Below are 25,232 nucleotides of genomic sequence, written 5' to 3' on the forward strand. Positions count from 1 at the left end.
TCCTCTTTTTCCGAGACCCATGACATGAGCGATAAAGTTATTGTTGCCGGCGTCGGCATGATTCCGTTCAGCAAACCCGGCGCAAGCCCGACCTACACCGAGATGGGCGCCGAGGCCCTGCGCCGTGCCTTGAAAGATGCCGGCATTGGCTACGACAAAATTCAGATGGCCTTTACCGGTTACGTGTTTGGCGATTCCACCAGCGGCCAGACTGCCCTATACGAAGTCGGCCTGACCGGTATTCCAGTGGTCAACGTCAACAACAACTGTTCCACCGGCTCTACCGCGCTGTATCTGGCCCGTGCCGCCGTGGCCAGCGGCCAGGTCGAGTGCGCTCTGGCGCTGGGCTTCGAACAGATGCAGGCCGGCGCGCTGAGATCGCATTGGGATGACCGTCCCCGCCCTCGTGCGCGTTTCCTGCACGTACTCGAAACGCTTACTGCCGATGCGGCAGACATACCGCAGGCCCTGCGCGGCTTCGGCGGCGCTGGCCGCGAGCACATGCAACGCTACGGCACCTCAATGCAAGCCTTTGCCGCGATCCGCGCCAAGGCCAGCCGCCATGCAGCCAACAACCCGATGGCACTGTTCAAGAATGTGGTAACGACCGAAGAAGTGATGAACGACAAGGTCATCTGGCCTGGCGTCATGACCCGCCTGATGGCATGCCCGCCGACCTGCGGCGGCGCTGCAGCGATTGTTTGCAGTGAAGCCTTTGCCAAAAAGCACGGCCTGCGCACCGATGTGGCGATCCTCGCCCAGTCGATGACCACCGATTCGGTGGTGTCTTTCGATCCACCGTCGATGATCAGCTTCGCCGGTTTTCACATGGCCCAGGCGGCCGCCAATCAGGTCTACGAACAAGCCGGCATCGGCCCCGAAGACATCCGTGTGGTCGAGTTGCATGACTGCTTCGCCCACAACGAACTGCTGACCTATGAAGCCCTGGGTTTCTGCCCAATCGGCGGCGCCGAGCGGTTCATCCTCGATGGCGACAACACCTATGGCGGCCAGGTCGTGACCAACCCCTCCGGCGGCCTGCTTTCCAAGGGCCACCCACTGGGGGCGACCGGCCTGGCGCAATGCTATGAGCTGACCCATCAGCTACGCGGAACCGCCGACAAGCGCCAGGTAGACGGTGTGCAGATCGCTCTGCAACACAACCTGGGCTTAGGCGGCGCTTGCGTCGTCACGCTGTTTGGCAAGAACTGATCGCACTGCTCGCGCGTCTGCACGAGTGCGTTATTGACTAGGAGCCGAATGAAATGGCAGACAAAAACCTGATCGGGCACAGGACTGGCGTATTCAGTGTCGACGTGGAAAAAGGCCGCCTGCGTTTCTTCGCCAAGGCCATTGGCGAAACCGACCCGATCTATACCGACGAAACCGCCGCGAAGGCCGCCGGCCATAAATCGTTGCCGGTACCTCCAACCTTCTTCAAATGCCTGGAAAGCGAAGGCCGGGACGTAGTGGAACTCCTCAACCTGGTCGGGTTCGACCTGGGCCGGGTCCTTCACGCCGAGCAGTCCTTCGTCTACCACAAGATGGCCTACGCCGGTGATGTGCTGACGTTCGATGGCTGTATCTGCGACATCTATGAAAAGAAAGGTGGTGCCCTCCAGTTCGTGGTCATGGAAGCCCGGGTGACCAACCAGGATGGCGAGCACATCGCCGATATCCGTTCCTCCCTTGTGCAGCGCTAAGGAATCGTCATGACCGTTCAATTTTCCGATATCCAGATCGGTGACGAGATCCCGCTGCTCAAGTTGCAGCCGGTCAACCGCACCACACTGGCCCTCTATTGCGGTGCGTCGGGTGACCACAACCCGATCCACGTCGATCTCGACTTCGCGCGCAAATCGCGGATGGACGATGTGTTCGCCCACGGCATGTTGTCTGCGGCGTACCTCGGTCGCCTGCTGACCAACTGGGTTGCGCAGCGCCAGGTGCGCAGCCTGTCGGTGCGATTCACCGGCATCACCCAGCTTGGCCATATTCCGACTTGCACAGGCAAGGTCATCGACAAGTTCCTCGATGGCGGTGAGCAGCGTGTTCGTCTGTCACTTCACTGCACCAACCAGTACGGCGAAGAGAAACTGGCCGGCGAGGCTGTCGTTGCCCTCGATTGATGTTTAAACCCCCACACTCTCAGGAATAACCCAATGAAAAAGCTTGAAGGTAAAGTCGCTCTGGTCACCGGTTCCGGTCGTGGCATCGGTCGCAGCGTCGCGCTGCAATTGGCCGCCTACGGCGCCAAGGTCGTGGTCAACGATCTGGACCAGGCGCCCGCTGAAGAAGTCGTTGCCGAGATTCGTGAGGCGGGTGGCGAAGCCGTGGCCTGCGTAGGTAGCGTCACCGCTGCCGACTTCGCTGAGCGTTTTGTGCAGACTGCGGTGCAGAACTACGGGGCCATTGACATCATCATCAACAACGCCGGCTACACTTGGGACAATGTCATCCAGAAGATGAACGATGAGCAATGGTACGCGATCATCGATTGCCATCTGACGGCACCTTTCCGCATCCTGCGTGCGGCTCAGCCGATCCTAAGCGCCCAGGCCAAGAAAGACGCCGCCGAAGGCCGCGAAGTGTTCCGTAAAATCGTCAACATCTCCTCGGTCGCTGCCGGTGGCAACGCCGGTCAGTCCAACTATTCCGCCGCCAAGGCTGGCATCATCGGCATGACCAAGACCTTGGCCAAGGAATGGGGGCGCTTGAAAGTCAACGTCAATGCCGTGGCTTTTGGTTTCATTGAAACCCGCCTGACCCAGGCGCTGGCCGGCAACGAGAGCAAGACCGTCAATATCGAAGGTCGTGAAATCAAGGTCGGTGTGCAGCAAGAACGTCTCGACAACGCCAGTACTGCCATTCCATTGGGCCGCCCGGGCACGGCTGAAGAAGCCGCCGGTTCGGTGGTGATGCTGTGCCTGCCGGAAGCCAACTACGTGACCGGCCAGGCGCTGGTGTGTGGCGGCGGCTACGGGAACCTCTAAGCCTCCGTTCGTCTCCCCGGGCACTCTTTCCTCCCAAGGCTGGAAGAATGTCCGGACAATCAAAAAGCGGCATCCAGGACACCTTGCCAATCCACTGCGATGACATCGACGTTCCGCCCGGCTGCCTGGCCGGCGACAGCGAGAAAGCAAGGAGTCCTTACAAAAATAAGATTGGAGGTTTCGATGTACATGACTCAAGGGCTGCAACGCCATCGACAGCAGCGCCCCAATGCCACGGCAATCCGTTATCAAGGCCGCAGTGTGACTTTCGCTCAGTTGGCTGATCGCGTTGCCCGGCTCGCTGGCGCGCTCAAACGCCTCGGCGTGGCCAGTGGTGAGCGTGTGGCAATGCTCTCACTCAATTCCCAACGCTACATCGAGTATTACCAGGCAGTGCCATGGGCCGATGCCGTGCTCAACCCGGTGAACATCCGCTGGAGCGCGGCAGAAATCGTCTATTCCCTGAACGACTCGCAGACCTGCGTGTTGATCGTCGATGATGCCTTTCAGAAACTCGGCACTCAGGTGGCCGTCGAGGCGCAGAGCATCCGGTTGATGATCTACGCCGGTGACGGCGAGACACCTGAAGGCATGCTCAATTACGAAACCCTGATCGCTGAACATGAACCAGTGGAGGATGCACACCGAAGTGGAGACGCCCTGTTGGGGATTTTCTACACCGGAGGAACCACCGGTTTCCCCAAAGGCGTCATGCTCAGTCACAACAACATCGGCATTTCCGCCCTCGCCAACCAGGATCGCGTGGGCTATGGTCCCCATACTCGCTACCTGCATGCCATGCCGATGTTCCATCTGGCCGACCTGGCCGCGATGGTCGTGCTGTTCCTCAGCGGTGGTATGCATATCGTGCTGCCGGCCTTCAAAACCCAAGAGGTGCTCGAGCAGATCAGCCAGGAGCAAGCCACCGACACCTTCCTGGCGCCGACCATGCTGCAGATGCTCCTCGACTGGCACCAGGCAAATCCACCCCAAACAGCACTGGACCTGGGCTCGCTTCGGGAAATCACCTACGGCGCCTCGCCCATCACCCCCGTCTTGCTCAATCGCGCCCGTCAGACCTTCCCGGCGGCCCAGTTCGCCCAAGGCTATGGCATGACCGAAATGGCGCCCGGGATCACTATGCTGGGCGCCGAATACCACTGTGAGGAACATCAGCGCAGCGGCAAGATGTATTCGGCCGGGCTGCCCATCAGCTGTGTGGAAGTGCGCATCGCCGATGCCGAGGACCGTGAGGTACCCCGTGGCACAGTCGGCGAAATTCTCGTACGCGGGCCTAACGTCATGCTCGGTTACTGGAACAAACCCGAGGCCACCGCTGAAGCGTTGCGCGGCGGCTGGATGCACACCGGTGACGGTGGCTACATGGACGCCGATGGCTTTATTTTCATCTGCGATCGCCTGAAAGACATGGTCGTCAGTGGCGGCGAAAACATCTTCACCGCCGAAGTCGAGAACGCCATTGTCAGCCATCCGGCCATTGCCCAGGCGGCAGTGATCGGCATCCCCTGCAACAAATGGGGAGAAACGGTGCATGCCGTCATCATCCTTAAACCAGGCGCCAGCGTGACTGAAAAGGAAGTCGTCACGCACTGCCGTGGTCTGATTGCCGGCTACAAATTGCCACGCAGCATCGAGTTTCGCGATGCGCTGCCAATGTCCAGCGTGGGCAAGGTACTGAAAAACGAGCTGCGCAAACCGTTCTGGGAAAACCGTCTCAGCAACGTTCATTGACGTAACGGCAACCGGTGAACACCTCTAATGACGATCACCTGGTAGCCAAACTAGCAACGCTTGCCCGGCTCAACGCCGGGCTTTTTTTTGGAAAGAAGAAAAAGGGTCAGCCACGTCATCAGCTCAACGCCGGACTCATCCCTCACAGAAGTAGACAATCCACTGTAGAAGTCCGGCTTGCCGGCGAAGGCGATGTTAAGGACGCCTTCGCCGGCAAGCCAGGCTCCTACAGGTGCGCTGGTGCTGGCAATGAGGGTGAATGACTCAGGAGATAAGGTACCGGGCAGCCGCTATCGCAAGCAGGCTGGGCCCCCAAGATTTGATCGGGCTTGGCCCAGGAGTCACTGGTTACACAAAACCACTAGGAGCCGGCCCGCCGGCGATGGCGTTCTTCAACAACGCTTTCTCCGGCAAACTTGGCTCCTGCTGTGGTTTTGTACGAATCGCCTTAGCGCACTTTACGCAACAGAAAATGCGACAGCGCCGGAATCAGCACCAGTGCGCCGACCATGTTCCAGATAAACATGAAGGTGAGCAAAATGCCCATGTCCGCCTGGAACTTGATCGGTGACCAAGCCCAGGTGATCACGCCCGCCGCCAGGGTAATGCCGACCAACGCCACCACCTTGCCAGTAAATGCCACGGCATTCTTGTAGGCCGCGGTCAACGACAAGCCAGCACGCTGCTGTGCCAGCTGCACGCTCAGCAGGTACAGGGCGTAATCCACACCAATGCCCACACCCAGGGCGATCACCGGCAACGTCGCCACCTTCACGCCCATGCCCAGCCACACCATCAACGCTTCACACAGGATCGAGGTCAGCATCAGCGGCACGACGGCAACCACTACGGCGCGCCAACTGCGGAAGGTGATGAAACAAAGAATAATCACCGCGCCATACACGTACAGCAACATGGTGTGGTTGGCCTCGCGCACCACGATATTGGTCGCGGCCTCGATCCCGGCACTGCCGGCGGCGAGCATGAACTGACGGTCAGCGGTGCTGTGCTCACGGGCGAAGGTTTCGGCCACCTGTACCACACGGTCCAGGGTATCTGCCTTGTGATCCGACAGATAGGCGACGATGGGCATCATCGAGCAATCGTTGTTAAACAAATCGGCGCTGCTGACCGAGGCTTGCTGTGCGCCGTAGTTCAGCACGTTCTGGTTGCGGGCGATGGTCTGCCATTTCGGATTGCCCTCGTAGGAGCCCGCCGTAATTTGCTGGACCGCGTTCACCAGCGACACCGTGGTTTGTACGCCCGGTTGCTGCTGCAGTAACCAGCCCAGGCGATCGGCTTCCACCAGGGTTTGGTATTTCAGGCAGCCTTCGGTGGGGGTCTTGAGCATGATCGCGAACTGATCGCTGGACAGCGAATAATTGGCGGTGATGTAGGCGTTGTCGCGGTTGTAGCGTGAATCAGCACGCAGCTCCGGCGCCCCAGGATCGAGATCACCAATCTTCAGATGACTGCTGACGACAAGCCCACCGATGGCCAGCAACCCTGCAATGCTCACGGCAACTGTTGCCCAGCGGCGTTCAGTAAAGCGGTCCAGAAAACTCCAGACCGCGCCCATGCCCTTGCCGCTCAGCTCTTTGTTCTGCGCTCGCAGGCTGCGCTCGGCGGCTTTGCGACTGACACCCCAATAAGACAACAACACCGGCAGCAACACCAGGTTGGTAAAGATCAGTACCGCCACCCCGAGGCTGGCGGTGATCGCCAGGTCCTGGATCACCGGGATATCGATCAGCATCAGCACCGCAAAACCCACGGCATCGGCCAGCAGCGCGGTCAGGCCGGCGAGGAAAAGCCGGCGGAAGGTATAACGCGCAGCCACCAGTTGGTGCGTGCCACGCCCGACGTCCTGCATGATCCCGTTCATCTTCTGCGCACCATGCGATACGCCGATGGCAAACACCAGAAACGGTACGAGGATCGAAAACGGATCGAGCGCAAAACCGAACAGCGCCACCAGACCCAATTGCCACACGACTGCAATCACCGAACACAAAATAACCAGCGCCGTGCTGCGCACACAGCGGGTGAAGTAGAAGATGATCGCTGTGGCGATAACTGCAGCGGCGCCGAAATACAGCATGACTTGCATCAGGCCATCGAGTAGATCGCCGACCAGTTTGGCGAAACCGATCACACGAATCTTGATCGGGCCCTTGCCCTCCTCCCCATCGACAGGCGCGCGACCTTCAAACTCATATTTATTGCGTAGCTTCTCTTCCAGGGTTTTCGAAAACTGGTGGTAGTCGATGCCCTCGCCCGAGACTGGGTCTTTCTCCAACAACGGCACAAAGATCATGCTCGATTTGAAGTTGTTGCCGATGAGGCTGCCGACGATGCCCGAGCGGGCGATATTCTGTCGCAACTGCTGCACGCTTTGCGCTGAGCCGTCATAGGAATCAGGCATCACAGGGCCACCCTGAAACCCCTCTTCGGTGACTTCGGTCCAGCGTACCGCCGGAGTCCACAGGGATTTCATCCACGCCCGGTCGACGCCAGGCGTGACGAACAGTTCGTCGTTGATGTCCTTCAAGGCGTCGAGGTAGTGCGGGTCGACAATATCGCCGTTGCTACTCTCCACCACCACCCGCACAGCGTTGCCCAGGCCGCGCAGGGACTGGCGGTTTTCGAGGTAGTTTTTGATGAACGGCTGACTTTGCGGGATCATTTTTTCGAAGCTGGCATTGAGCGTCAGTCGCGTGGTTGCGAAATAGCTCAGTGACAGTGTGACCAGCAGGCACGCCAGAACCACCCACAGCCGGTTGTTGAATATCAGCCGTTCGAGGGCGTTACCGGAGCGGACATCAAAGCCCTTGAGCTCACGGACAACCGGCATTGTGTTGCGTTCGTAATGACCCATCATGGAGTTCTCTTTGTTCTACCGAGCATGTTCGAGGGGTAACAGGCGCAAACCACGGGCGCCCGCGAGTACCAGTGAGTTATCACCGGTGACTTGCACCGCGGCGACAGGAGCCAGTGCGGTGTTCGGTTGAAGGTGGAAACTGGCACCTTCGTCAGTGCTGACCAGCACGTGGCCAGCCTGGCTGACCAGGACAATCCGACCATCGGAGGTGACGCAGCCGGTGGTAATGCTCAGCGGCAGGCCCAGATCGACTTTGCTCCAGCTCACTGCGCTGTCGGTACTGCGATAGACATTGCCGCGCAAGCCGAAGACCAGCGCGACGCCGGGTTTTCCGGTAATGCCGAAGAAGCTGCCGTTGTACGGCGTCGGCGTAGCGATGAAACGGCCTTGGGCGCGGTCCAGTTTCAGCACCAGGCCTTGCTCACCGGCGATGAACAGATCCTCCCCCACTGGACGTATCGCGTAGAGATTCAGCGCCGTCGGGTTATCGGTACGGTCCAGCCACGGTGTCCAGTGATTGCCACCGTCCTGCGTGCGGAAAATCAGGTTGAAGGCGCCAATGATGTAACCCACCCGGTCATTCTCGAACCAGACATCCAGAAAGGGTTTGTCCGCACCCTCTTGCGTCATCCGTTGCGCATCGGCCACACGGGCTTGCAGATCCGGATTATCCGGCTGCCTGGCGAGTTGCTCCTGGTAGTAAGCGAGCATGAGTGGTCCGATCTGGCGGCCGTCGAGTTGGCGGGTCCAAGTTGACCCGGCATCCGCAGTATGCAGGACCACACCGTCGTGCCCCACGACCCATCCCTGTTGCGCGGTAGGAAAATGTGCTGCAACCAGATGCGAACTAACCGGCACCTGTGCCTGCTGCCAGACCTGGCCGTTGTCATCGGAGTAGAGAATATGGCCGCGCTGGCCCACGGCGATCATCCGCGAGCCAGCGTGCGTGATGCCCGTCAGCATGCCGTGACTGGCTAGCGCACTGGGCAGTGCCGGCGTATCCAGTACATCGACAAATTCACCGGCAAACGAAGTCCGGGGGAATGGCGCCGCCAACGCAGCCGTCAGCGAAGCGAGCAGCACCCACTTGATGATTGTCATGATTATCTCGACTAAAAAACCACCGGGGACTGAATGAACAGCCCCGACGGTGTGCGACTGCTTCAAGCCCGGTTAGCGAATACCTGTGCCCGCCAGCGATTCTGGAGACCACTGGGCTTTGGACAATGGTTCGATGTAGCTCATGCCGCCGTACGCTCCATACAAACCCGTCACGCTGTAAGTGCCCGCCGCGAAGTCGTAGATCATGTGGTTAAGGGTGTCCGGCGCCTGGGCGTCATAGCTATAAGTTAGGTGGGCGAACCCCCCGCGATACAGTTGCCCACGGGTGTCGTACTCGTCGGACGCCAGAATGGTCCAGCTGTCCTCGTCAATGTAGAAGGTGCGCTTGCTGTAGATATGGCGCTTGCCCGGTTTCAGCGTGGCATCGACGACCCACACGCGATGCTGTTCCCAGCGCACCAGGTCAGGGTTCAAGTGCTTGGGCGTGACGATGTCAGCCGGATTCTTGTGATAGTTCAGTTTGTAGGTGTTGTACGGGACGAGCATTTCTTTCTTGCCGACCAGCTTGAAGTCGTACCGATCCATCGCGCCATTGAACAGGAAGGTGTCATCGTAGGTCATGACGCCAGAGGTGCCAGGGTTCGGTGTGTCATAGGCCAGGTCCGGCGCCAGCTTGACCCGACGTTGCCCCGGCAGGTACTGCCATGCCCGGCGTGGCTGTTTCAGCGAATTGACCGCATCGAGAACCAGGATCGATTCCCCGACACGTCGCGCCGGCCCGGTGTAGGCCAGTTTGAGTTTGTAGTAAGTCTCCTCCGGGGTGACAGGGCCTGCCGGGCGCTTTGGATCGTAGACCGGACATTCGATCGCAGCGACCCCCGAAGAAGCCAGCGAAGAAGAGCCGGTCGCATCATTGACCCACGTATCATATTTGTTGGTCATGGCCGCCCCTTGATAACGCAAGAGGTGGTTCCACATCGCTTCATTGCCCGTGGCAGGAATCGGGAACGGTACACCCGGCAGGGCATTTTCCAGTGCCAGACCGTCGTCGCTGGTCTTGGCCGCCAACGCATTGGCCGCTGTGTTGTCCAACACTCGCTTGGGCAGGGCAACGGTGCGGTGAGTCGGGTACACGTCTACCCGAAAGCTTGGATAACGCTTTAGCAATTCCTGGGTCGTGGCGGTCAGCTTGTCCGCGTATTCGGCAGCATTTTTGCCGGTGATCACCGCGCGGGGTTTTTCGCTTTCGAACGGGTCCGGGCGAAACGAATCACCTGCCTTGTATCCTGCAGGAATAGTGGTCAGGCCACCGGTATACGCCGGGATGTTGCCGTCGGCACTCGCCGATTTATCGGCGCCCACAGCGGTCAGGCTGGTTCCGAGCTTCGCGGCCTGTTCCGGGGATACCGCAGCATGGGCAGCACCACCAATGACCAGCGCCAATGTAACGGTTAGCAGATTTTTTGCGAACTTCATGGGTTGTCTCCTGTTTCAGGCAACACTGCGATCAGAATGTGGTTTTGAATGTCGCGGTGACCATGCCACGGTCACTGATCTGCGCACTTGAGCCAGCAAACGTGGTGGGCTGACCGACGACACAGCTGTAGGTGCCTGCGACGCCCGGCGTTGGACCATCGCCCGGCCGGCCTGCGGCACCCGGGGCATGACACATATCGAAATCGCCAAAGTTGGCCACATACTTCAAGTCGAAGCGGTATTGATCGTGAACGTCCATACCGACGCCAACCGAGTAGCTGCCGGTGCCCGTGTTACCGCCCATCTGGACAGAAGAATCACCGGCGAGCCCGACGGTGTAAGACACCGGCATGTACATGTTGATGCCGGGGAATACCTGGTACCAGGTGGGGTTGAAGTTGACGCCCAGCACGTAGTTATCCTTGGAGACCTTGTCGATGCCGTGGTACCAATCCTCGCCTTTGAACAGTTGTTCGTTATCCGTGACAGACAGCCAGCGACTGTAGGCAAGTTCGACCAGCAACGAAGAGCTGTCCCACACCGGCGTGGTGCCAAAGGTCGTCAAGCCGTTGAGCACTGCATGCACGGTATTACCGCGTGCGACAGCATTTTCGCCATTAAAGCTCGAGATGAATCCGGGTGTACCGGCGGCGGCCGCAGCCGGGCTGACGGTCGCGGCGACGCTGGACAGCGGCATGTTGTGGCGGTAGTTCACGTCCAGCCCGACGCTGACCCCCTCGATGCTTTTCGACAGGCTAATACCGTAGATATCAATGTCGTCGGCATAAAACTGGTTGTAAGTGCCCACTACGCCCGAGATCAACTGCGCGGGGCCGACTGCGGTCGGGTGCAACACCACGTTTGGCAGGATGTCGGACGTTTTGCGGTAGTAGAAACCCAAGGTGCCGTCCAGCCACTCGGGACTCCACTTGGCCATAAGGCCGAAGTCGCCGGTGTTGTCCGGTGTATAGGTATGACCGTTCTGAAGTCGCAGGAACTGATTGGCGCCTAACGGCCCTGCCTCACCGAAAAGCGGATTGGCAGCCCCGATTATCGACAGGTTGTGCCCGCCACTCTGGATGCCATCGTTAAAGCCCAGATACGTACCGGACTCGGGGATACGCGCGGCGTTCCAATCCAGAAAATACTGCGCCCCGATCGACCACTGCGGGTTGATTGTAAGGTTTGTGGACAGCTGAGCACGCGGGATAAACAACTCTTTCGCCTCGGTGCCAGGCACGGCGAGTGCCTTGCTGATATCCAACCCGGACTGACCGTAGCTGATACCGTGCGTGAAGGACAAAGCGCTTTCACCCCAGTACTGAGTGGTTTTACCCAGTCGGCCGCTTAGCAGCGACTCATCACCGATTTCCGTATTACCAAATACGAAGGCATCGAGAATTTCGGAAGAAGGACCGTTGTTGTAACGCTCGGCATAACCGCTCAAGTGGTGGGAGTCCGGCTTTCCATCGTTGAGCTGGTTGGTCGACGGATTGAAGCTGCCCACATCGTCATAGGCATGGTCGTACCAACTGTTGGCACTGACCCTGAACCCTACCTTTTTCTGGAAAGCCACATCCAGTTCAGAAAGTACGTCCACGCGCTGGGCGACAGGACTGCCGGACGAGAAGTTGCGATCGCCGTCGTTATTGTTCCAGGCATTGGCCAGTTTGGAGTCGGCACTTTGCACGCGCTGTGCGTAGTTCAGTTTGACGGTGTTATCAAAACGGACCGAAACGTCCTGATTACCGGTGTCGATCTCGAACGCCTGCACGGGCGCTATCCCCAGCCCTGTGATAATTGCCGAAGCAAGAAGACTTCGATGGATGCTGGCATGACAGATCTTATTATTTTTATTCATCTAACTTGCTCACCTTCTCTGTGGTTTTACGAAAAAGCCAGACCTCAGGCTATTGCGCCACGCACAGGCGGCCACCCCCGTCGGAGGGGGGGAATAAGGGGGGGCTGAATGTTTAGGGCACAAAAACGATGAGAAACAACAGGCCATCACCTTTGACATGACCTGGAATAACAAAGGCCAGCATCGCTGCTGGCCTTTGTTTACTTTTTTGCGGGTTCGTGACTAGTCGATATTCAGGTCGCGCCATTTGGCAATCGCTTCCACCCTGCCGGTCACGTCCAGCTTGGCGAACAGGTTCTTGACGTGCCATTTCACCGTTTCGGGCGACACGCCCAGAGTGCGGGCAATTTTTTTGTTGGTCATGGCTTGCGCCATCAACTGCACGACCTCGGTCTCTCGTTCACTCAAGGATGCGATTGGCAAACCTGCCTTACGCCCGGCGCTCTCTGTCGGTGTGGCGGCTGCAACGAGCCGTTGTGCATAGAAGGCGAGCACAGGATCGAGCGCCTTGGCTTGCAGCAGGTCGTTGAGCATTTCCGGTAACTGCGGCGCCACGTCCAGCAGGCTGCGCACCAGGCCCAACCGGTGCCCTGCGTGCAGGACCTCCATCAGGTGCAAGTGGGCCTGTTCACCTTGTCCCCGACCTTTCTCGGCAAGACAGAGTTGCAGTCGCACAATGGTCGCCAGTTGCCAATGTTTTGCCGCTTCGCACAGATCGATCAACGGTGCGGTCTGCCGGGCTGCCTGAGCGAATTCGCGCTGATACAAACTCATCTCGATCGTGGCCCGCATGGCCAACAACTGAATAATCAGGGGCGTGCCGCGCAGGATACCAGCCTGTTGGTCGGCCAGCCCCCGGAGTTGCGACAAGAGCGCTTCGGCCTGTGAGGTCTGGTATTTTTCAAGGTGCCAACGCATGCGCACATACAACTGCGAAGCAAGCAGGCGACCCAGATCGTAGCGCTGCGCATAGTCTTTGAGGCGGTCCAGATAGATCAGCGCCTGGGTTGGTTCGCCCTTGAGCCAGTAAGCCCGGCTGAGCGCCAACAGACTGTGAAGCACAATGTTGGGCAGGGATATTCGTTCCAGGATGTCGAGGCGAGGCTCCAACAGTTGGCAAACATCGGCCAGGTTGTTCTGTTCGTACAATAGACTGGCCAGGAAAGCAGCGGCAGCATGGCCGGCGACCGCCGCACTGCTACCGTGCGGTTTCACCTCTTCCAGCGTGTTGCGAAAGATATTCTCAGCCTCACTGATGCGCCCTTGGTGAACCAGGCTCACGCCATGAATACAGCGGCCGATCAGGGTTCTGCGCGGCGATGTGTTCGGGCGATCGCTGTGCTCGATGATCGCCCGCACCTGTTTGTGGTCGGCGTTGAACAGATACAGCCAGGCAAGAACGGAAGCGCGCCCGGTCAGTATCAAATCGTCGGCATCCTCAGGAATTGCTTCCAGCTCAGCCGCAAGGGACCACGCCTCCTCGGTAAGGTCGCGCTGCATGGCCAGCGTGCCACGGGTGACCAGCAGCCCCTGGCGTTGCTGGGTACTGAGCCGATCCTGATGTGCCTCCAAGTGGTCGAGTATCAGTTGCCCTTCTGCGAAGTTATGCGCGTGAAGCTGCAACTGGGCCATTACCAATTGCAAACTGTAACGTTCGCGCATCTGCTCCATGGGTAGTTTGCGCAGCAGGTTGGGCAACTGGCTCAAGGAACCACGCGCCATCAATTCGTGCGCACACGCCTCGACGATCTCGGCGGCGATCTGAAAATCGCCAGCCATGACCGCGTGTCGAACCGCCTCGTCGACATGACCTTGTTCGAAGAGCCAGTCGCGGGCGATGCCATGGAGTTTTTTCTGCTCGGTTTCGGGCTGGCGACTCAAGTGGTCACGCAGAACCTCGCGCAGCAGCGGATGGAGGCGGTACCAGGTTTCCCGGTCGTGACTCTTGATCTGGGTGATGAACAGGTTATCGCTGTCCAGTCGAGTCAACTGGCTCATCATCCCGGCGATCGCCTGCGGCTTGCCGACGAGCCTGGCACACAGCGGCGCGGTGAAACGGTTGCAGATTGAAGAACGGGTCAGCAATTGCCGGTCTGCGAGCGGCAGGTGCACCAGCACCTCTTGCTCGAAATACTGCGCAAAAGCCCCCGCACTACGGACCTGCATGCGACTGAACCCGCTGCCTTGCTTGGATTTCAAGTCAATCGCAAAAAGTTGCAGACCGGCGGCCCAGCCATCGGTCAAGTCGTGCACGACCTCGGCATCATGGGTGCTGATGTCGCCAAACTGGCGCAGGTAGCGCTCTGACTCTTCGACAGTAAAACGCAAGTCACGCAGGTCATATTCGGTCAGATGCCCTTGCGTGCGCAGGCGGGTCAGCGGAAGCGTGGTGGGTAAAACGCTGCGTGTGCCCAGCACCAGGTGTAGGTTCGGCGGGGCATAGTCGAGCAGCCAGCCCAGGACTTTGAAAATGTCGGGGTCATTGAGGTGATGCACGTCATCGATCATCAACACCAGTTCGTCGCCATGCCCTGCAATGGCCTGGAGCAAGACGATGATCCAGTGTTCGAGCGCCAACTCGCCGCCGCCTTCTCCAAGCAACTGAGCTGCCTCCCTGGCAAGCGCGGCGTCGACTTCGGCAACGCTGGCCAACAAACAATTGGCCAGTCGCGCGGGCTCGTTGTCCTCGCCCGTCAGCGACAGCCAGGCCACGTCGAAATCAATCGCTATCAGCTCCCGGCGCCAGGCGAGCAAAGTGCTGGTCTTGCCACACCCTGCCGGCCCCTGAATGATCACGCAGCGCTGCCGGCGCGCCTCCATCAAGCGGCTCATCAACGACGCGCGGGGCATCAGTTGACGGGCGCCGCGAGGCGGAATGACCTTGGTATCCGGAATGAGTTGCAGCGCTCGGTCGGCCGGCAGGTGCAACGTTTGGCCTGAGGGTGGAATGGGCATTGACTGAATTCCAGAGACAATCTTCTTCAAGTACAGACCAGCAGTCTAATACAGCGGGTATAACAGGTTGATTCGCGATGCTTAGTACAGGAATGCGTGCGCCGGCGGCAACGCACGCGAGCGACATCAGGCCCGGCCGTACAACGTGACGACGCAAGCGCCGCCCAGGCCGAGGTTGTGCTGCAGGGCGAGACTCACACCATGTACCTGACGCTTGTCGGCAGTGCCGCGCAATTGATGGGTCAGCTCATAGCACTGGGCCAAACCCGTGGCGCCTAGCGGGTGGCCCTTGGAGAGCAGGCCACCGGACGGATTGGTCACCACGCGTCCACCGTAAGTGTTATCACCGTCGAGCACGAACTTCTCGGCGCCACCGACTGGACACAGGCCCAGGGACTCGTAGGTCAATAGCTCATTTTGGGCAAAGCAGTCATGCAACTCGGCGACCAGGATATCTTGTGGGCCGACACCGGCCCTCTCGTACACCTCGCGAGCGGCACGCTGAGTCATGTCGAAGCCGACGGTCTGGATCATCGAGGCTGGCTCAAAGGAAACCCCACGGTCAGTGGTCATCGACTGCGCCAGGATCACCACGTCGGTTCGCAGGCCGTGCTTTTTGGCAAATGCTTCGCTGCAGATGATCGCGGCAGCTGCACCGCAGGTCGGCGGGCAAGCCATCAGGCGCGTCATCACGCCTGGCCACAGCACCTGATCGTTCATCACGTCTTCGGTCGTGACGATCTTGCGGAATAGGGCCAGTGGGTTGTTGGCGGCATGACGACTGGCCTTGGCGCGGATCGCGGCGAAGGTGCTGAGCTCGGTGCCATACCGTTGCATGTGTTCACGTCCGGCGCCGCCGAACTGACGCAGTGTCATCGGCACGCCGATGGCAGCAGCGTCGGCGGTCAACTGGTCCGACACCTCCAAGTGTTTGCCCATGCAGGCCGGACGATCGGTAAACACCGCCCCCAGAGCCCCGGGCTGCATCTGTTCGAAGCCCAGCGCCAAGGCGCACTCAACCGCCCCGCTTTCTACGGCCTGGCGAGCCAGATACAGGGCGGTAGAACCAGTGGAACAGTTGTTGTTGACGTTCACCACCGGCACACCACTCATGCCGATTGCGTAGAGCGCCGATTGGCCACAGGTGGAGTCACCATAGACATAACCGACATAGGCCTGCTGAACCAGGTCGTAATCCAGGCCGGCGTCCTGCAATGCCTGGCGAGTCGCTTGCGCACCCATCTCGATATAAGACCCACTGGCACCAGGCTTCAAGAATGGGATCATGCCAACCCCGGCTACATACGGCTTGTGTGACATCACATTCTCCCCAGGATATTAAGTTCGATTGGCCAGGGCTGGTGCTATCCGATAGCCCTGACCCAATGAACTGCCATCCTTGCCAAGCATCTGCTGGCTGTACCCGCTCCCTGCGGGGGGTATAAGGGGTGGCCCCCCCCTTTCCACAATCGATGTGTGATCCAACGAGAAAATTTGTCATTGCAAAAACGTGCGGTAATCAGCCTAAAATCCTGCAAACCATAACAACGCCTTCGCTCTGACAGGATCGGTACGTTGATTCGATTACTTATGCCCTGGCGAAGGATCGATGCCACTAGATGCTCCGTGTAAAGCGTATCTCCCTCACGCGGGATCGCCCCCATAGCCCCTCAGATCCGCTGCAGACTGGATTAGCCATGCCCCCGACCACCCCGCCGATTACCACTCGTTTTTCGCCGCCTCGCATCAGCAGCCATGCGGTGCTGCGGGAAATGTTGCTGATCCGACTTCAGGCTGCCCGGGGTTGCCGCCTGACCCTGATCAATGGCAGTGCAGGGTTTGGCAAGACCACGCTGATGGCGCAATGGCGCCAAACCCTGATCAAGGACGCAAACAGCGTCGTTTGGTTGTCGCTGGGCCAGGAGGATGCCGCCCTCGACTCTTTCTGCGCCAACCTCATTTGCACCCTCCAGCAGGCTGGCGTGCCCCTTGAGAATGACTTGCTGCTCTTGATCGACCGTGAGTCACTGGACGGGTTGCTGGCCTTGGCGTCAGTGATGATCAACACGCTGGCGCGAGTCAGCACATCGCTGTATTTAATGATCGATGACTTCCATTTCGCCAGCGATCAACGCATTTCACGTCTGGTTCAGATGCTGGTAGATGGCGCCCCGACCCAGCTTCACATCGTGCTCGCGTCGCGCGTCAATCCCAATCTGAAACTCGGCCGGTTGCGAGCGATGGCTGAACTCTGCGAGATCAATGCCACCGATCTGGGCTTCAATTTCAGCGAGTCCCTGGCCTTCCTCAAAACCTATCTGGACGACGCCATTGACCTGGATCTGGCGCACACCATCCACGACAGCACCGACGGCTGGCCCATTGGGCTGCAATTGATGTCCATCTCACTGAAGGCCAACCCCCGCAAACACGCGAAGATCCATCAACTGCTGCCGGGTAATACCGACCTGCGAGATTATCTCACCGAAGACGTGGTAGACGGTTTACCGACAGAGATCATCCGGTTTCTGGAGCACATCTCGATTCTGCGACGCTTCAATGTGCAAGTCGCAGCGCATGTCAGCCAGTCGCAGGCAGCGGCCGACCTGATTGCCGGCATCGAAGCCCATAACTTGTTCATCCTGCCTGTGGACATGGAGAGCGAACAGCAATGGTATCGATTGCATCCCTTGTTCGCCGAGTTCCTGCAACAACGGTTGATTGCATCGGGCACCGACTTGCCCCGGCTACACCTGCGCGCCGCGCAGTGGTTCGAACAGGCCGGGCTGGTGAACGAGGCGACCCGTCACGCGGTGCTCAGTGAAAACCTCGAAGAGCTGGTACGCCTGCTCGAACGAAAACAGCCGTCCTACCATGGCCTCAGCCATCTTGGCCAGTTCATGCGCTGGCTTGATTGTGTACCGTTGGAGCAGCTGACACAGCACCCCAATGTGCTGCTGCAGGGCGCCTGGGGTTGCTTGTTGACAATGCTGACCAGCAAGGCGGAAAACTGGATCGAGGTCCTGGAAAAAATCCCGGAGGCCCGAACCACCTGGGGGGCGCATATCGACCTGGTCAGGGCGGCCATCGCACTGCAAAAGGACGACCTTGCAGGCTGCAACCAGCTCATCGAGGGCTTGCTCGATCGGGCCTTTGCGCATCCGTTCAATGAGCGAATGCGCGTTTGCCTGTACATCAATTGCCTGGTTTACCTCGGCCAGCAGCAACAGGCCTGGGCGTTTCTCAACAGCCCAGAATGCGCAACGCTTCGCGCCAGCCATGACGAACTGGCGCTGATGATCATCGCCACGACCGCCCATGGCATTTTGATTAGCGGCAGCGTTGTCGAGGCTTCACGGCATCTCATCGATGTCCTACTCCAGGCCGAGAGCGTCCACGGGCGCCGCTCGGTCAGCGCATGCACCTGCGCGGTAGCGGTTGCCGAAGCCCACTATGAGATGGACCGTGTTGATGATGTGCGAGAGGTTTTGAGCAACCGGCTCGATCTTCTGCGCTTCGCCCCACCGTCAGTCACCATCTCGGCAATGATCAGCGTCGCACGCGCCAATTGCCTCCAGGAGTCGCCGGCCAGTGCGCTGACGTATCTGTCCAAGATGGCCATGGAATTGCGCGCCAGAGGTTTTGATCGCGCGCTCGCCCACAATCTGGCAGAACAAGTACGCATTCTTCTTGGCAATGGCGACTGGCGGCAGTGCGAAAGCCAACGAGCGAGCCTTGATGCGCTGACCCATCGCCACTCAGGCGATGCCCCTGTAGCCCATGAAGTCAGTGCCCTGGCGGCCTTGTCGCGCGCCCGCATTTGCCTGGCCCGGCGAGAGCCGGACCGGACGCTCCTCGCCCTGGATATCGTAGAGCAATTCGCCAAGCGCTACGGCCGAGAACTATGGCGTATCCAAGCCAGCCTGCTACGGTCCATTGCCCTGAATGATCTGGAGCGACAGGCACAATCGCGGACCTTGTTGCGCGAGGTTCTCGGCGAGAGTTATCGATGGGGTCTGGTGCGAACCCTGTTGGATGAGGGCCCTGCCCTGCTGGCCCTGCTGGCCGACCTGGATTGCCACGACGACCCGGTTCTGGACAGCTACCGGAGCCGGTTGGCCGCCGTACCATTGGACTGCTTGAACAAGGGGGCGACATCGACACGCGGGGCGAAAGACACAGAGACGGCTGAAACACCGCTGTTTACCAAACGCGAGCTGGACATCATTTCCCTGATCGAGCAGTCGATGCCCAACAAACGCATCGCCCAAACCCTGAATCTCAGCCAGGAAACCATCAAGTGGAACTTCAAGAATATCTACACCAAGCTGGGTGTCTCTTCCCGCTATGAGGCGCTCATCGTGCTGAGAAAACGCGCCGAGCAATAGAACCCTTGAACAAGCGCCCCGCCAGACTGGCGGGGGCCAGTAGGCCTCCTGGATCGCCCTGACGGGGCGCTTCACCCTTCAAACCTGTTCAACGTGCGGTAATGATCAAACGGTACATAGCGTGATTTTCGGTCGCGCATTATCTTGACCATCGCCACCTCGGGATCACGGGCAAAGAACAGCCGCCCCCCAATCGCCACGAGATGATCGAGCAGGTGTTCCTTTTCATCAATCACGCGCTCCGCATTACGATCCCGGCCGCTGACCACCTCAAGGTCCAACCAGTGTGTTCCGGGAATCAGATCACCACAAAACAGCAAGGGGCCGCCAGGCAGTTCGATTTGCGGCAGCAATTGGCCCGGCGTGAATCCATCACTTGTGTGAAAGCACCAGCCATCACCGAGTAACTCACAGTGGCCGGTATTGATCAGGCTCAACCGTCCGCTGCGCTCAAGCCTGTTCACGAGCGACGAGAGAAATACATGGCGATCCCGTGGGTGCGGGTGGCGTGCGCGGTGCCAGTGACTTTCACCGCAAATAAAACGTGCCCTGGGGAACAACAGGCGCGGCATCTCGCCCTCCCTGATACGCTCGCTCATTTCATCGCACAGAGGCGCTTGTACGTGCGTCAGCACCACCACATCGATGTCATTTTCATCCAGTGCGCGTAACGCCAGACTGTCGAGTAGACCCGGCACCCGCGGCTGGCACCGGCATGTACGGGGTGGCGACGCCAACAGGCTATCGGCACCGGCCATGACCAGGATGTTTTTGCCCTGCTCTTGCACCAGTAACACGCGTGCGGCGATCTCTACGGTGTTGTCGAGGTCGGGCGCTATCCAGTGGGCCCATTGCATGCGCGGCGTAGGACCGAACAACAGGCCGCCATCGAGCCTGCGCCGCCTGCCCGCTAGCGTGGAAATTCTACGGTTCAATGTCTTCCCCCCTTGTAACGAACGGTTTTCCTGAAAAAAGGGCCCGAAGGCCCTGAAAGGGGAAAATCAACTCCAATGGTGCGCTCGCGCTCAGTCGACCTTGAGCAATCGGCTGTACGTCTTGAGATGGTGGTCGTCATTGCCGAGCTGATGACTGAGCATCAGCAAGTGCTTGGCGTGATGGGACAGCACGTATTCCCAGGTCAATCCGATACCACCGTGCAATTGAATACATTGCTCTGCGATAAACCGCGCAGCGCGCACGATCAATACCTTGGCGGCGGCCAGCGTACGGCTGCGCTCGTCGCTGTCAGGCGCATCGGCTGCACACGCGGCGAGAATGGCCATGGAGGTGGCCTGATCCAGTTCGATGCGCATGTCCACCATGCGGTGTTGCAGGACCTGGAACCGGCCGATCGCCTGACCGAACTGCTGGCGCGTCTTGAGATAATCCAGGGTCAGTGCGCAAGCCGCTTCCATGCTACCCACCGCTTCGGCACATTGCGCTGCCAAGGCGCGGCCTTGTTGGTAACGCAGCGCCACCAGGGCTTGACCTGGATCACCGAGCATACTGGCGGCACTGACAAAGACGTCCTCCAGGTGGAGCTCGCAAGCCTTGCGGCCATCCATGGTCGGATAGGTGCGCCGTTTGACGCCCGGTGCCCGCGGATCGAGCATAAACAGACTGATGCCGGTTTCATCACGATCACTACCGGCGGTCCGAGCCGACACGAGGATCAACCCCGCACTGTGCCCGGCAACCACCACGGATTTGCTTCCATTGAGCGTCCAGCCTCCGTCGACAGCCTCAGCGCGAGTGCGCACATCGTGCAGTTGGTAATGACTGGTCGGCTCGTCGACGGCCACTGCCATTTGCAATTGTCCGGCGGCAACAGCAGGCAGCAAGTCGGCGCGTTGCTCGTTACTGCCCAACTGACTCAACAAGCCACCGGCAAAGATCACCGAATGCAGATAGGGCTCCAGGCACAGGCCACGCCCCAGTTCGGTCATGATCAGCTGGGTCTCTACTCCGCTGCCGCCAAAGCCACCGAACGCCTCGGCGAAGGGTACGGCGGTCAACCCCAATTCGCCCAGTTGCTGCCAAAACGCAACACTGTAGCCAAGCTCGCTCTCGGCGAACTTTTCACGCGCTTCGAACGCATAGTTGTCACGCACCAGGCGGGCGGCGGTGTCCTGCAGCATGTGCTGCTCTTCGGAAAGTTTGAAGTCCATTCGGTATACCCCTTACAGCTCTAGAATCATCTTGGCGATGATGTTTTTCTGAATTTCATTCGAACCGCCATAGACCGAAGTCTTGCGCATATCGAGGTACTGACTGAACGGCGTGGTGCTGTGCTCGCGGTACAAGACCGGTTGCTGGACATAGCCGAGTTCCTCTTCAAGAAAGGGCATGGCATACGGCCCCAGCACTTTGCTCATCAGGTAGGTAATGGCCTGGCGAATTTCACTGCCCTTGATCTTCAGGAACGAACTTTCGGCACCTGGCACCTCGCCGTCGCGGGCCGCCGCGACAATGCGCAGGTTGCTCATTTCAATGGCCATCAGCTGAATTTCCAACTCGACGATTTGCATGCGCAACTGGATGTCGTCGATCAACGGCTGGCCGTCTCGCTGTTCCTCGCTGGCGATGCGCTTGAGCCGGCCCAGCATTTGCTTGGCCTGGCCGATGCCAGCAATGCTGGTGCGCTCGTGGGTGAGCAGGTACTTGGCGCACGTCCAACCCTTGTTTTCTTCTCCGACCAGGTTTTCGACCGGCACGCGCACATTGTCGAAGAACACTTCGTTGACTTCGTGTTCACCGTCGAGCGTGATGATCGGGCGTACGGTAATGCCCGGGGATTTCATGTCAATCAACAGGAAGCTGATGCCCCGCTGCTGTTGCGCTTCGGGGTCGGTGCGCACCAGGCAGAAGATCCAGTCGGCATAATGGGCCAGGGTGGTCCAGGTCTTCTGGCCGTTGACCACGTAGTGGTCACCATCACGTATAGCACGTGTTTTTACAGCGGCCAGGTCAGAGCCGGCACCCGGCTCGGAATAGCCTTGGCACCACCAGTCTTCCGTGGTGAGAATGCGGGGCAAGAAGCGCGCCTGCTGTTGCGGCGTACCGAACTTGATGATGACCGGGGCAACCATGTTGACGCCAAACGGCATGACCCACGGAGCGCCGAAAGCGGAACATTCTTCATCGAAAATATGTTTCTCCACCGCGCCCCAACCGGTGCCGCCAAACTCCACAGGCCAACTGGCAGCCAGCCATCCCCGCTCATTGAGCAAACGCATCCAGGTGACCTGATCCTCTTTATTGAAACGCTTGCCCAGGCGACCGCGAGCGGCGATGTCGGCCGGTAGTTTTTCACGCAAAAACGCACGAACTTCCTCACGGAAAGACTGTTCGGCAGGGGTGAATTGGATGTCCACTGATGTACTCCTCACATTCGACTGAAAGTGGGCAAGGACAGCTCGACCAACCCACTGGCAGTAACGGTAGAAGATTGATCAGAGCGACCTCCCCCCCCATGGAAGGGGGGGAGGCAAATGTATTCAAACAATGGCACCCACATTGCGCAGGTCGCCGATCTGCCCAGCGTCGAGGCCCAATTGCTGAAGAATTTCCAGGGTGTGCTCACCGTTTTTCACCACCCCTCCTGCCTGCACCGGCGTGCGACTCAAGCGAGGTGCTGGCGCCGGGTGCAGCACGCCGTCGGTTTCAATGAACAGGCCGCGAGCACGATTGTGCGGGTGGGTAAAGGCTTCGCTGAAATCCAGCACGGGGGCGAAACAGGCATCGGTACCTTCAAGTAACCGGGTCCAGTCATCGCGGGTACGCTCCACGAACAGTGTTTCCAGCTTGCGGCGCAGCAGCGGCCAGTCCTGCTTATGCCATTGCTGCTTGAAGTCCGGATCTTCGATATCGCATAACTCCAGCAACAATTGATAGAACTGCGGTTCGATGGCGCCAATGGACACGAATTTGCCGTCGGCGCAGGTATAGCAGCCATAAAAGGGTGCGCCGCCATCAAGCATATTGTTCTGGCGCTGGTCGTCCCATTGGCCTTGATGGCGCCAGTCGTAATACATGCTTGCGAGTAACGTCGCACCGTCGCAGATGGCGGCATCCACGATCTGCCCCAATCCAGACTTCTGTGCCTCGAACAGTCCCGCCAGAATCCCCGTCACCAGAAACATCGCCCCACCGCCCATGTCTCCGACCAGATGTAGAGGTGGCGTCGGTGGCCGGTCGGCATGGCCCATGGCGTTAAGCACGCCGGACAGGGCGATGTAATTCAGGTCATGCCCTGCCGTGTGGGCCAGCGGACCACTCTGGCCCCAACCGGTCATGCGCCCGTAGATCAACTTGGGATTGCGTTCAAGGCAGACCTCCGGGCCCAGGCCAAGGCGCTCCATAACACCGGGCCGGAAGCCTTCGATCAGCACGTCGGCGCCGTCAATGAGTTTCAACAGAACCTCAGTAGCGCCAGGCTTTCGCGGGTCTATTGCAATGCTGCGACGCCCGCGTCCAAGCAGACTGCCATCGGCATTGAGAAAACCGGCCGCATGACGATCAACGCGAATCACCTCGGCGCCCATGTCCGCCAGCATCATCGCGGCGAACGGCGCGGGGCCGATCGCATTCATTTCCACTACTTTCACACCAGCCAAAGGTCCGGGCATTTAGGGTCTCTTTTTTCAGGGAGGTTGTTCGCTACGGTCCAAGACACTAAATGCTTGGCACCCTGGGCGATACCCCACCCCAAGGGGGGGATTTACCCCCCTCAAAAAACACTGAACTACGAAACGCGCGCTGAACGATTTAGCCAAACTGTTGAATCGACCGGTTGAACCCACAGCCAAAAGCGGACACCCAGCTTTGTCTTACTTGCCTGAAACAAGTGGGCATCTTCCCTATTTTCGGGCTGCCAGCCCTGCGCAAGACAAAGCCAATGCACCACGGCTAAAGAGCGCCGTGTGAAGCGCTGGGAGCATGAAGCGATAAGTAAGGGGGCTGCTGCCTGCTCCAGCAATTCAATGATTGCTTGGATCAGTATTTCGCACTGACGGCAGGCCCATATTCCACGCCCATGGTGCTCGACAGTGAACACTCCAGGCGTGTAATCGAGCTTCTCGCTGACGTCTTCGCCGATGCGTTGAAGTCGGCAGCCGCAGGCGCACTGGGTGTTTTCTAGCTCGTGATGGATCACGGTGCGCGGAAACTGCGGCGGCAGCGGCGGCAGCGGCGCACGCTTGGGCTTCTGACGTGGCTCGGCCGGAACGGGTGGCGGATTGACCGCCTTCAGCTCTGCTTCGATGGCCGCGATATCAGTGTCGAGCAGCTCGTCGAGCAAGCTGCCTTGGTCAGGGCTCAGCTGGACGCTTACGAACCTTCGGTACTGAGCGTTTCTGAATTGGAACAGAATTACACGGCGATTCTATAGGGGTAAGGCAAAGTACTCAGGGCCAATCAAACCGGGCACTTCCTCACGTTGGAATACCCGGTTTTAACCTGCTTTACACGGTCACTGGTACAAAAATTGGTACGAGCTTTCATTCCCTCCCAAGACGTCCTGCCTACCGTTCGTCACTTCTTAATACTGGTGCTACGCTGAAGCCTCCATGGAGGAATCGCGATGCCAAACTCAGACCTGCTCCCTTCTCTGCTGTGCAAGCTCAACGAAAACCAACTCGCCCTGGAAGCAGCCATCATGGAACTGTCGAACTGGGTCGAGCAACGCGGATCAGCCGATGTCGCCGACAACGTTCGCGGTGCCCTGGAAGCCATCGACAAGAATGAAGAGTTCATCAACATGACGCTTGCGGTGATGATGACACCCGAGTGACGGCAAGCGAGTGCCAAGCTAGGCTCCTAGCACCCCATCCTTGAAAAAGGGTGTAATCCCCAGCATTTGTTGT

Annotated in this window: 17 protein-coding genes and 1 pseudogene; 7 read left to right on the forward strand and 11 right to left on the reverse strand. The window is 59.0% G+C overall.

Annotation, left to right across the window (positions count from 1 at the left end):
• Positions 1-24: 24 nt before the first annotated feature.
• The 5 genes from J1D76_RS00770 (at position 25) to J1D76_RS00790 (ending at position 4,745) form a co-directional block, all read left to right on the forward strand.
• Positions 25-1,212: a lipid-transfer protein gene (locus J1D76_RS00770; protein ID WP_421136549.1), complete on the forward strand. Its 1,188-nt coding sequence runs from the start codon at positions 25-27 to the stop codon at positions 1,210-1,212.
• 53 nt (positions 1,213-1,265) lie between these two features.
• Positions 1,266-1,703, forward strand: a complete 438-nt coding sequence (locus tag J1D76_RS00775; RefSeq protein ID WP_421136550.1) for a MaoC family dehydratase N-terminal domain-containing protein — start codon at positions 1,266-1,268, stop codon at positions 1,701-1,703.
• Between the two features lie 9 nt (positions 1,704-1,712).
• Complete coding sequence (locus tag J1D76_RS00780; protein WP_421136551.1) at positions 1,713-2,129, forward strand: MaoC family dehydratase; 417 nt, start codon at positions 1,713-1,715, stop codon at positions 2,127-2,129.
• Positions 2,130-2,162: 33 nt separating this feature from the next.
• Positions 2,163-2,993, forward strand: a complete 831-nt coding sequence (locus tag J1D76_RS00785) for an SDR family NAD(P)-dependent oxidoreductase (RefSeq protein ID WP_421136552.1) — start codon at positions 2,163-2,165, stop codon at positions 2,991-2,993.
• A gap of 183 nt (positions 2,994-3,176) precedes the next feature.
• Positions 3,177-4,745, forward strand: coding sequence for a long-chain-fatty-acid--CoA ligase (locus J1D76_RS00790; RefSeq protein ID WP_421136553.1), 1,569 nt, complete (start codon positions 3,177-3,179; stop codon positions 4,743-4,745).
• A 448-nt stretch (positions 4,746-5,193) separates the two neighbouring features.
• Here the strand turns inward: J1D76_RS00790 and J1D76_RS00795 are convergent, their stop codons facing one another.
• The 6 genes from J1D76_RS00795 to J1D76_RS00820 form a co-directional block, all read right to left on the reverse strand.
• Complete coding sequence (locus J1D76_RS00795; RefSeq protein ID WP_421136791.1) at positions 5,194-7,623, reverse strand: efflux RND transporter permease subunit; 2,430 nt, start codon at positions 7,621-7,623, stop codon at positions 5,194-5,196.
• Positions 7,624-7,641: 18 nt separating this feature from the next.
• Positions 7,642-8,727 carry a WD40/YVTN/BNR-like repeat-containing protein gene (locus J1D76_RS00800; RefSeq protein WP_421136554.1) on the reverse strand — a complete coding sequence of 362 codons (1,086 nt, stop codon included), beginning with the start codon at positions 8,725-8,727 and terminating at the stop codon, positions 7,642-7,644.
• A 72-nt stretch (positions 8,728-8,799) separates the two neighbouring features.
• A complete protein-coding gene (locus J1D76_RS00805) occupies positions 8,800-10,164 on the reverse strand; it encodes a DUF1329 domain-containing protein (protein WP_421136555.1) in 1,365 nt (454 codons plus the stop codon).
• A gap of 31 nt (positions 10,165-10,195) precedes the next feature.
• A complete protein-coding gene (locus J1D76_RS00810; RefSeq protein WP_421136556.1) occupies positions 10,196-12,025 on the reverse strand; it encodes a DUF1302 domain-containing protein in 1,830 nt (609 codons plus the stop codon).
• A 222-nt stretch (positions 12,026-12,247) separates the two neighbouring features.
• Positions 12,248-14,980 carry a LuxR C-terminal-related transcriptional regulator gene (locus J1D76_RS00815; RefSeq protein WP_421136557.1) on the reverse strand — a complete coding sequence of 911 codons (2,733 nt, stop codon included), beginning with the start codon at positions 14,978-14,980 and terminating at the stop codon, positions 12,248-12,250.
• 126 nt (positions 14,981-15,106) lie between these two features.
• Entirely contained in the window at positions 15,107-16,300 is a 1,194-nt protein-coding gene (locus J1D76_RS00820) for a lipid-transfer protein (protein ID WP_421136558.1), read from the reverse strand.
• Between the two features lie 680 nt (positions 16,301-16,980).
• On the opposite strand from J1D76_RS00820, the gene J1D76_RS00825 reads away from it, so the two are divergent.
• Positions 16,981-19,368 carry a LuxR C-terminal-related transcriptional regulator gene (locus tag J1D76_RS00825; protein WP_421136559.1) on the forward strand — a complete coding sequence of 796 codons (2,388 nt, stop codon included), beginning with the start codon at positions 16,981-16,983 and terminating at the stop codon, positions 19,366-19,368.
• Between the two features lie 71 nt (positions 19,369-19,439).
• Here J1D76_RS00825 and J1D76_RS00830 read toward each other — a convergent pair whose 3' ends face one another.
• The 5 genes and pseudogenes from J1D76_RS00830 to J1D76_RS00850 all read right to left on the reverse strand — a co-directional run.
• Positions 19,440-20,303 carry an MBL fold metallo-hydrolase gene (locus tag J1D76_RS00830; RefSeq protein ID WP_421136560.1) on the reverse strand — a complete coding sequence of 288 codons (864 nt, stop codon included), beginning with the start codon at positions 20,301-20,303 and terminating at the stop codon, positions 19,440-19,442.
• A 90-nt stretch (positions 20,304-20,393) separates the two neighbouring features.
• A complete protein-coding gene (locus J1D76_RS00835; protein ID WP_421136561.1) occupies positions 20,394-21,536 on the reverse strand; it encodes an acyl-CoA dehydrogenase family protein in 1,143 nt (380 codons plus the stop codon).
• A gap of 12 nt (positions 21,537-21,548) precedes the next feature.
• On the reverse strand, positions 21,549-22,742 hold the full coding sequence (locus J1D76_RS00840; RefSeq protein WP_421136562.1) for an acyl-CoA dehydrogenase family protein: 1,194 nt from the start codon (positions 22,740-22,742) through the stop codon (positions 21,549-21,551).
• A gap of 123 nt (positions 22,743-22,865) precedes the next feature.
• Positions 22,866-23,996: a CaiB/BaiF CoA transferase family protein gene (locus tag J1D76_RS00845; RefSeq protein ID WP_421136563.1), complete on the reverse strand. Its 1,131-nt coding sequence runs from the start codon at positions 23,994-23,996 to the stop codon at positions 22,866-22,868.
• A 359-nt stretch (positions 23,997-24,355) separates the two neighbouring features.
• A pseudogene (locus J1D76_RS00850) lies at positions 24,356-24,697 on the reverse strand (IS66 family transposase zinc-finger binding domain-containing protein); the annotation flags it as partial.
• A 252-nt stretch (positions 24,698-24,949) separates the two neighbouring features.
• Between J1D76_RS00850 and J1D76_RS00855 the strand changes: the two are divergent.
• Entirely contained in the window at positions 24,950-25,159 is a 210-nt protein-coding gene (locus J1D76_RS00855; protein WP_421136564.1) for a hypothetical protein, read from the forward strand.
• The last annotated feature ends 73 nt before the right edge of the window (positions 25,160-25,232 follow it).

The sequence above is a fragment of the Pseudomonas sp. NFX15 genome, from assembly GCF_049132105.1.
Classification (GTDB): domain Bacteria; phylum Pseudomonadota; class Gammaproteobacteria; order Pseudomonadales; family Pseudomonadaceae; genus Aquipseudomonas.

What these genes read in the sequence shown, in the direction of transcription:
- J1D76_RS00770 (WP_421136549.1), top strand. Translation starts at nt 25, where the DNA reads ATGAGCGATAAAGTTATTGTTGCCGGCGTCGGCATGATTCCGTTCAGC.
- J1D76_RS00775 (WP_421136550.1), top strand. Translation starts at nt 1,266, where the DNA reads ATGGCAGACAAAAACCTGATCGGGCACAGGACTGGCGTATTCAGTGTC.
- J1D76_RS00780 (WP_421136551.1), top strand. Translation starts at nt 1,713, where the DNA reads ATGACCGTTCAATTTTCCGATATCCAGATCGGTGACGAGATCCCGCTG.
- J1D76_RS00785 (WP_421136552.1), top strand. Translation starts at nt 2,163, where the DNA reads ATGAAAAAGCTTGAAGGTAAAGTCGCTCTGGTCACCGGTTCCGGTCGT.
- J1D76_RS00790 (WP_421136553.1), top strand. Translation starts at nt 3,177, where the DNA reads ATGTACATGACTCAAGGGCTGCAACGCCATCGACAGCAGCGCCCCAAT.
- J1D76_RS00795 (WP_421136791.1), bottom strand. Translation starts at nt 7,623, where the DNA reads ATGGGTCATTACGAACGCAACACAATGCCGGTTGTCCGTGAGCTCAAG.
- J1D76_RS00800 (WP_421136554.1), bottom strand. Translation starts at nt 8,727, where the DNA reads ATGACAATCATCAAGTGGGTGCTGCTCGCTTCGCTGACGGCTGCGTTG.
- J1D76_RS00805 (WP_421136555.1), bottom strand. Translation starts at nt 10,164, where the DNA reads ATGAAGTTCGCAAAAAATCTGCTAACCGTTACATTGGCGCTGGTCATT.
- J1D76_RS00810 (WP_421136556.1), bottom strand. Translation starts at nt 12,025, where the DNA reads ATGAATAAAAATAATAAGATCTGTCATGCCAGCATCCATCGAAGTCTT.
- J1D76_RS00815 (WP_421136557.1), bottom strand. Translation starts at nt 14,980, where the DNA reads ATGCCCATTCCACCCTCAGGCCAAACGTTGCACCTGCCGGCCGACCGA.
- J1D76_RS00820 (WP_421136558.1), bottom strand. Translation starts at nt 16,300, where the DNA reads ATGTCACACAAGCCGTATGTAGCCGGGGTTGGCATGATCCCATTCTTG.
- J1D76_RS00835 (WP_421136561.1), bottom strand. Translation starts at nt 21,536, where the DNA reads ATGGACTTCAAACTTTCCGAAGAGCAGCACATGCTGCAGGACACCGCC.
- J1D76_RS00845 (WP_421136563.1), bottom strand. Translation starts at nt 23,996, where the DNA reads ATGCCCGGACCTTTGGCTGGTGTGAAAGTAGTGGAAATGAATGCGATC.
- J1D76_RS00855 (WP_421136564.1), top strand. Translation starts at nt 24,950, where the DNA reads ATGCCAAACTCAGACCTGCTCCCTTCTCTGCTGTGCAAGCTCAACGAA.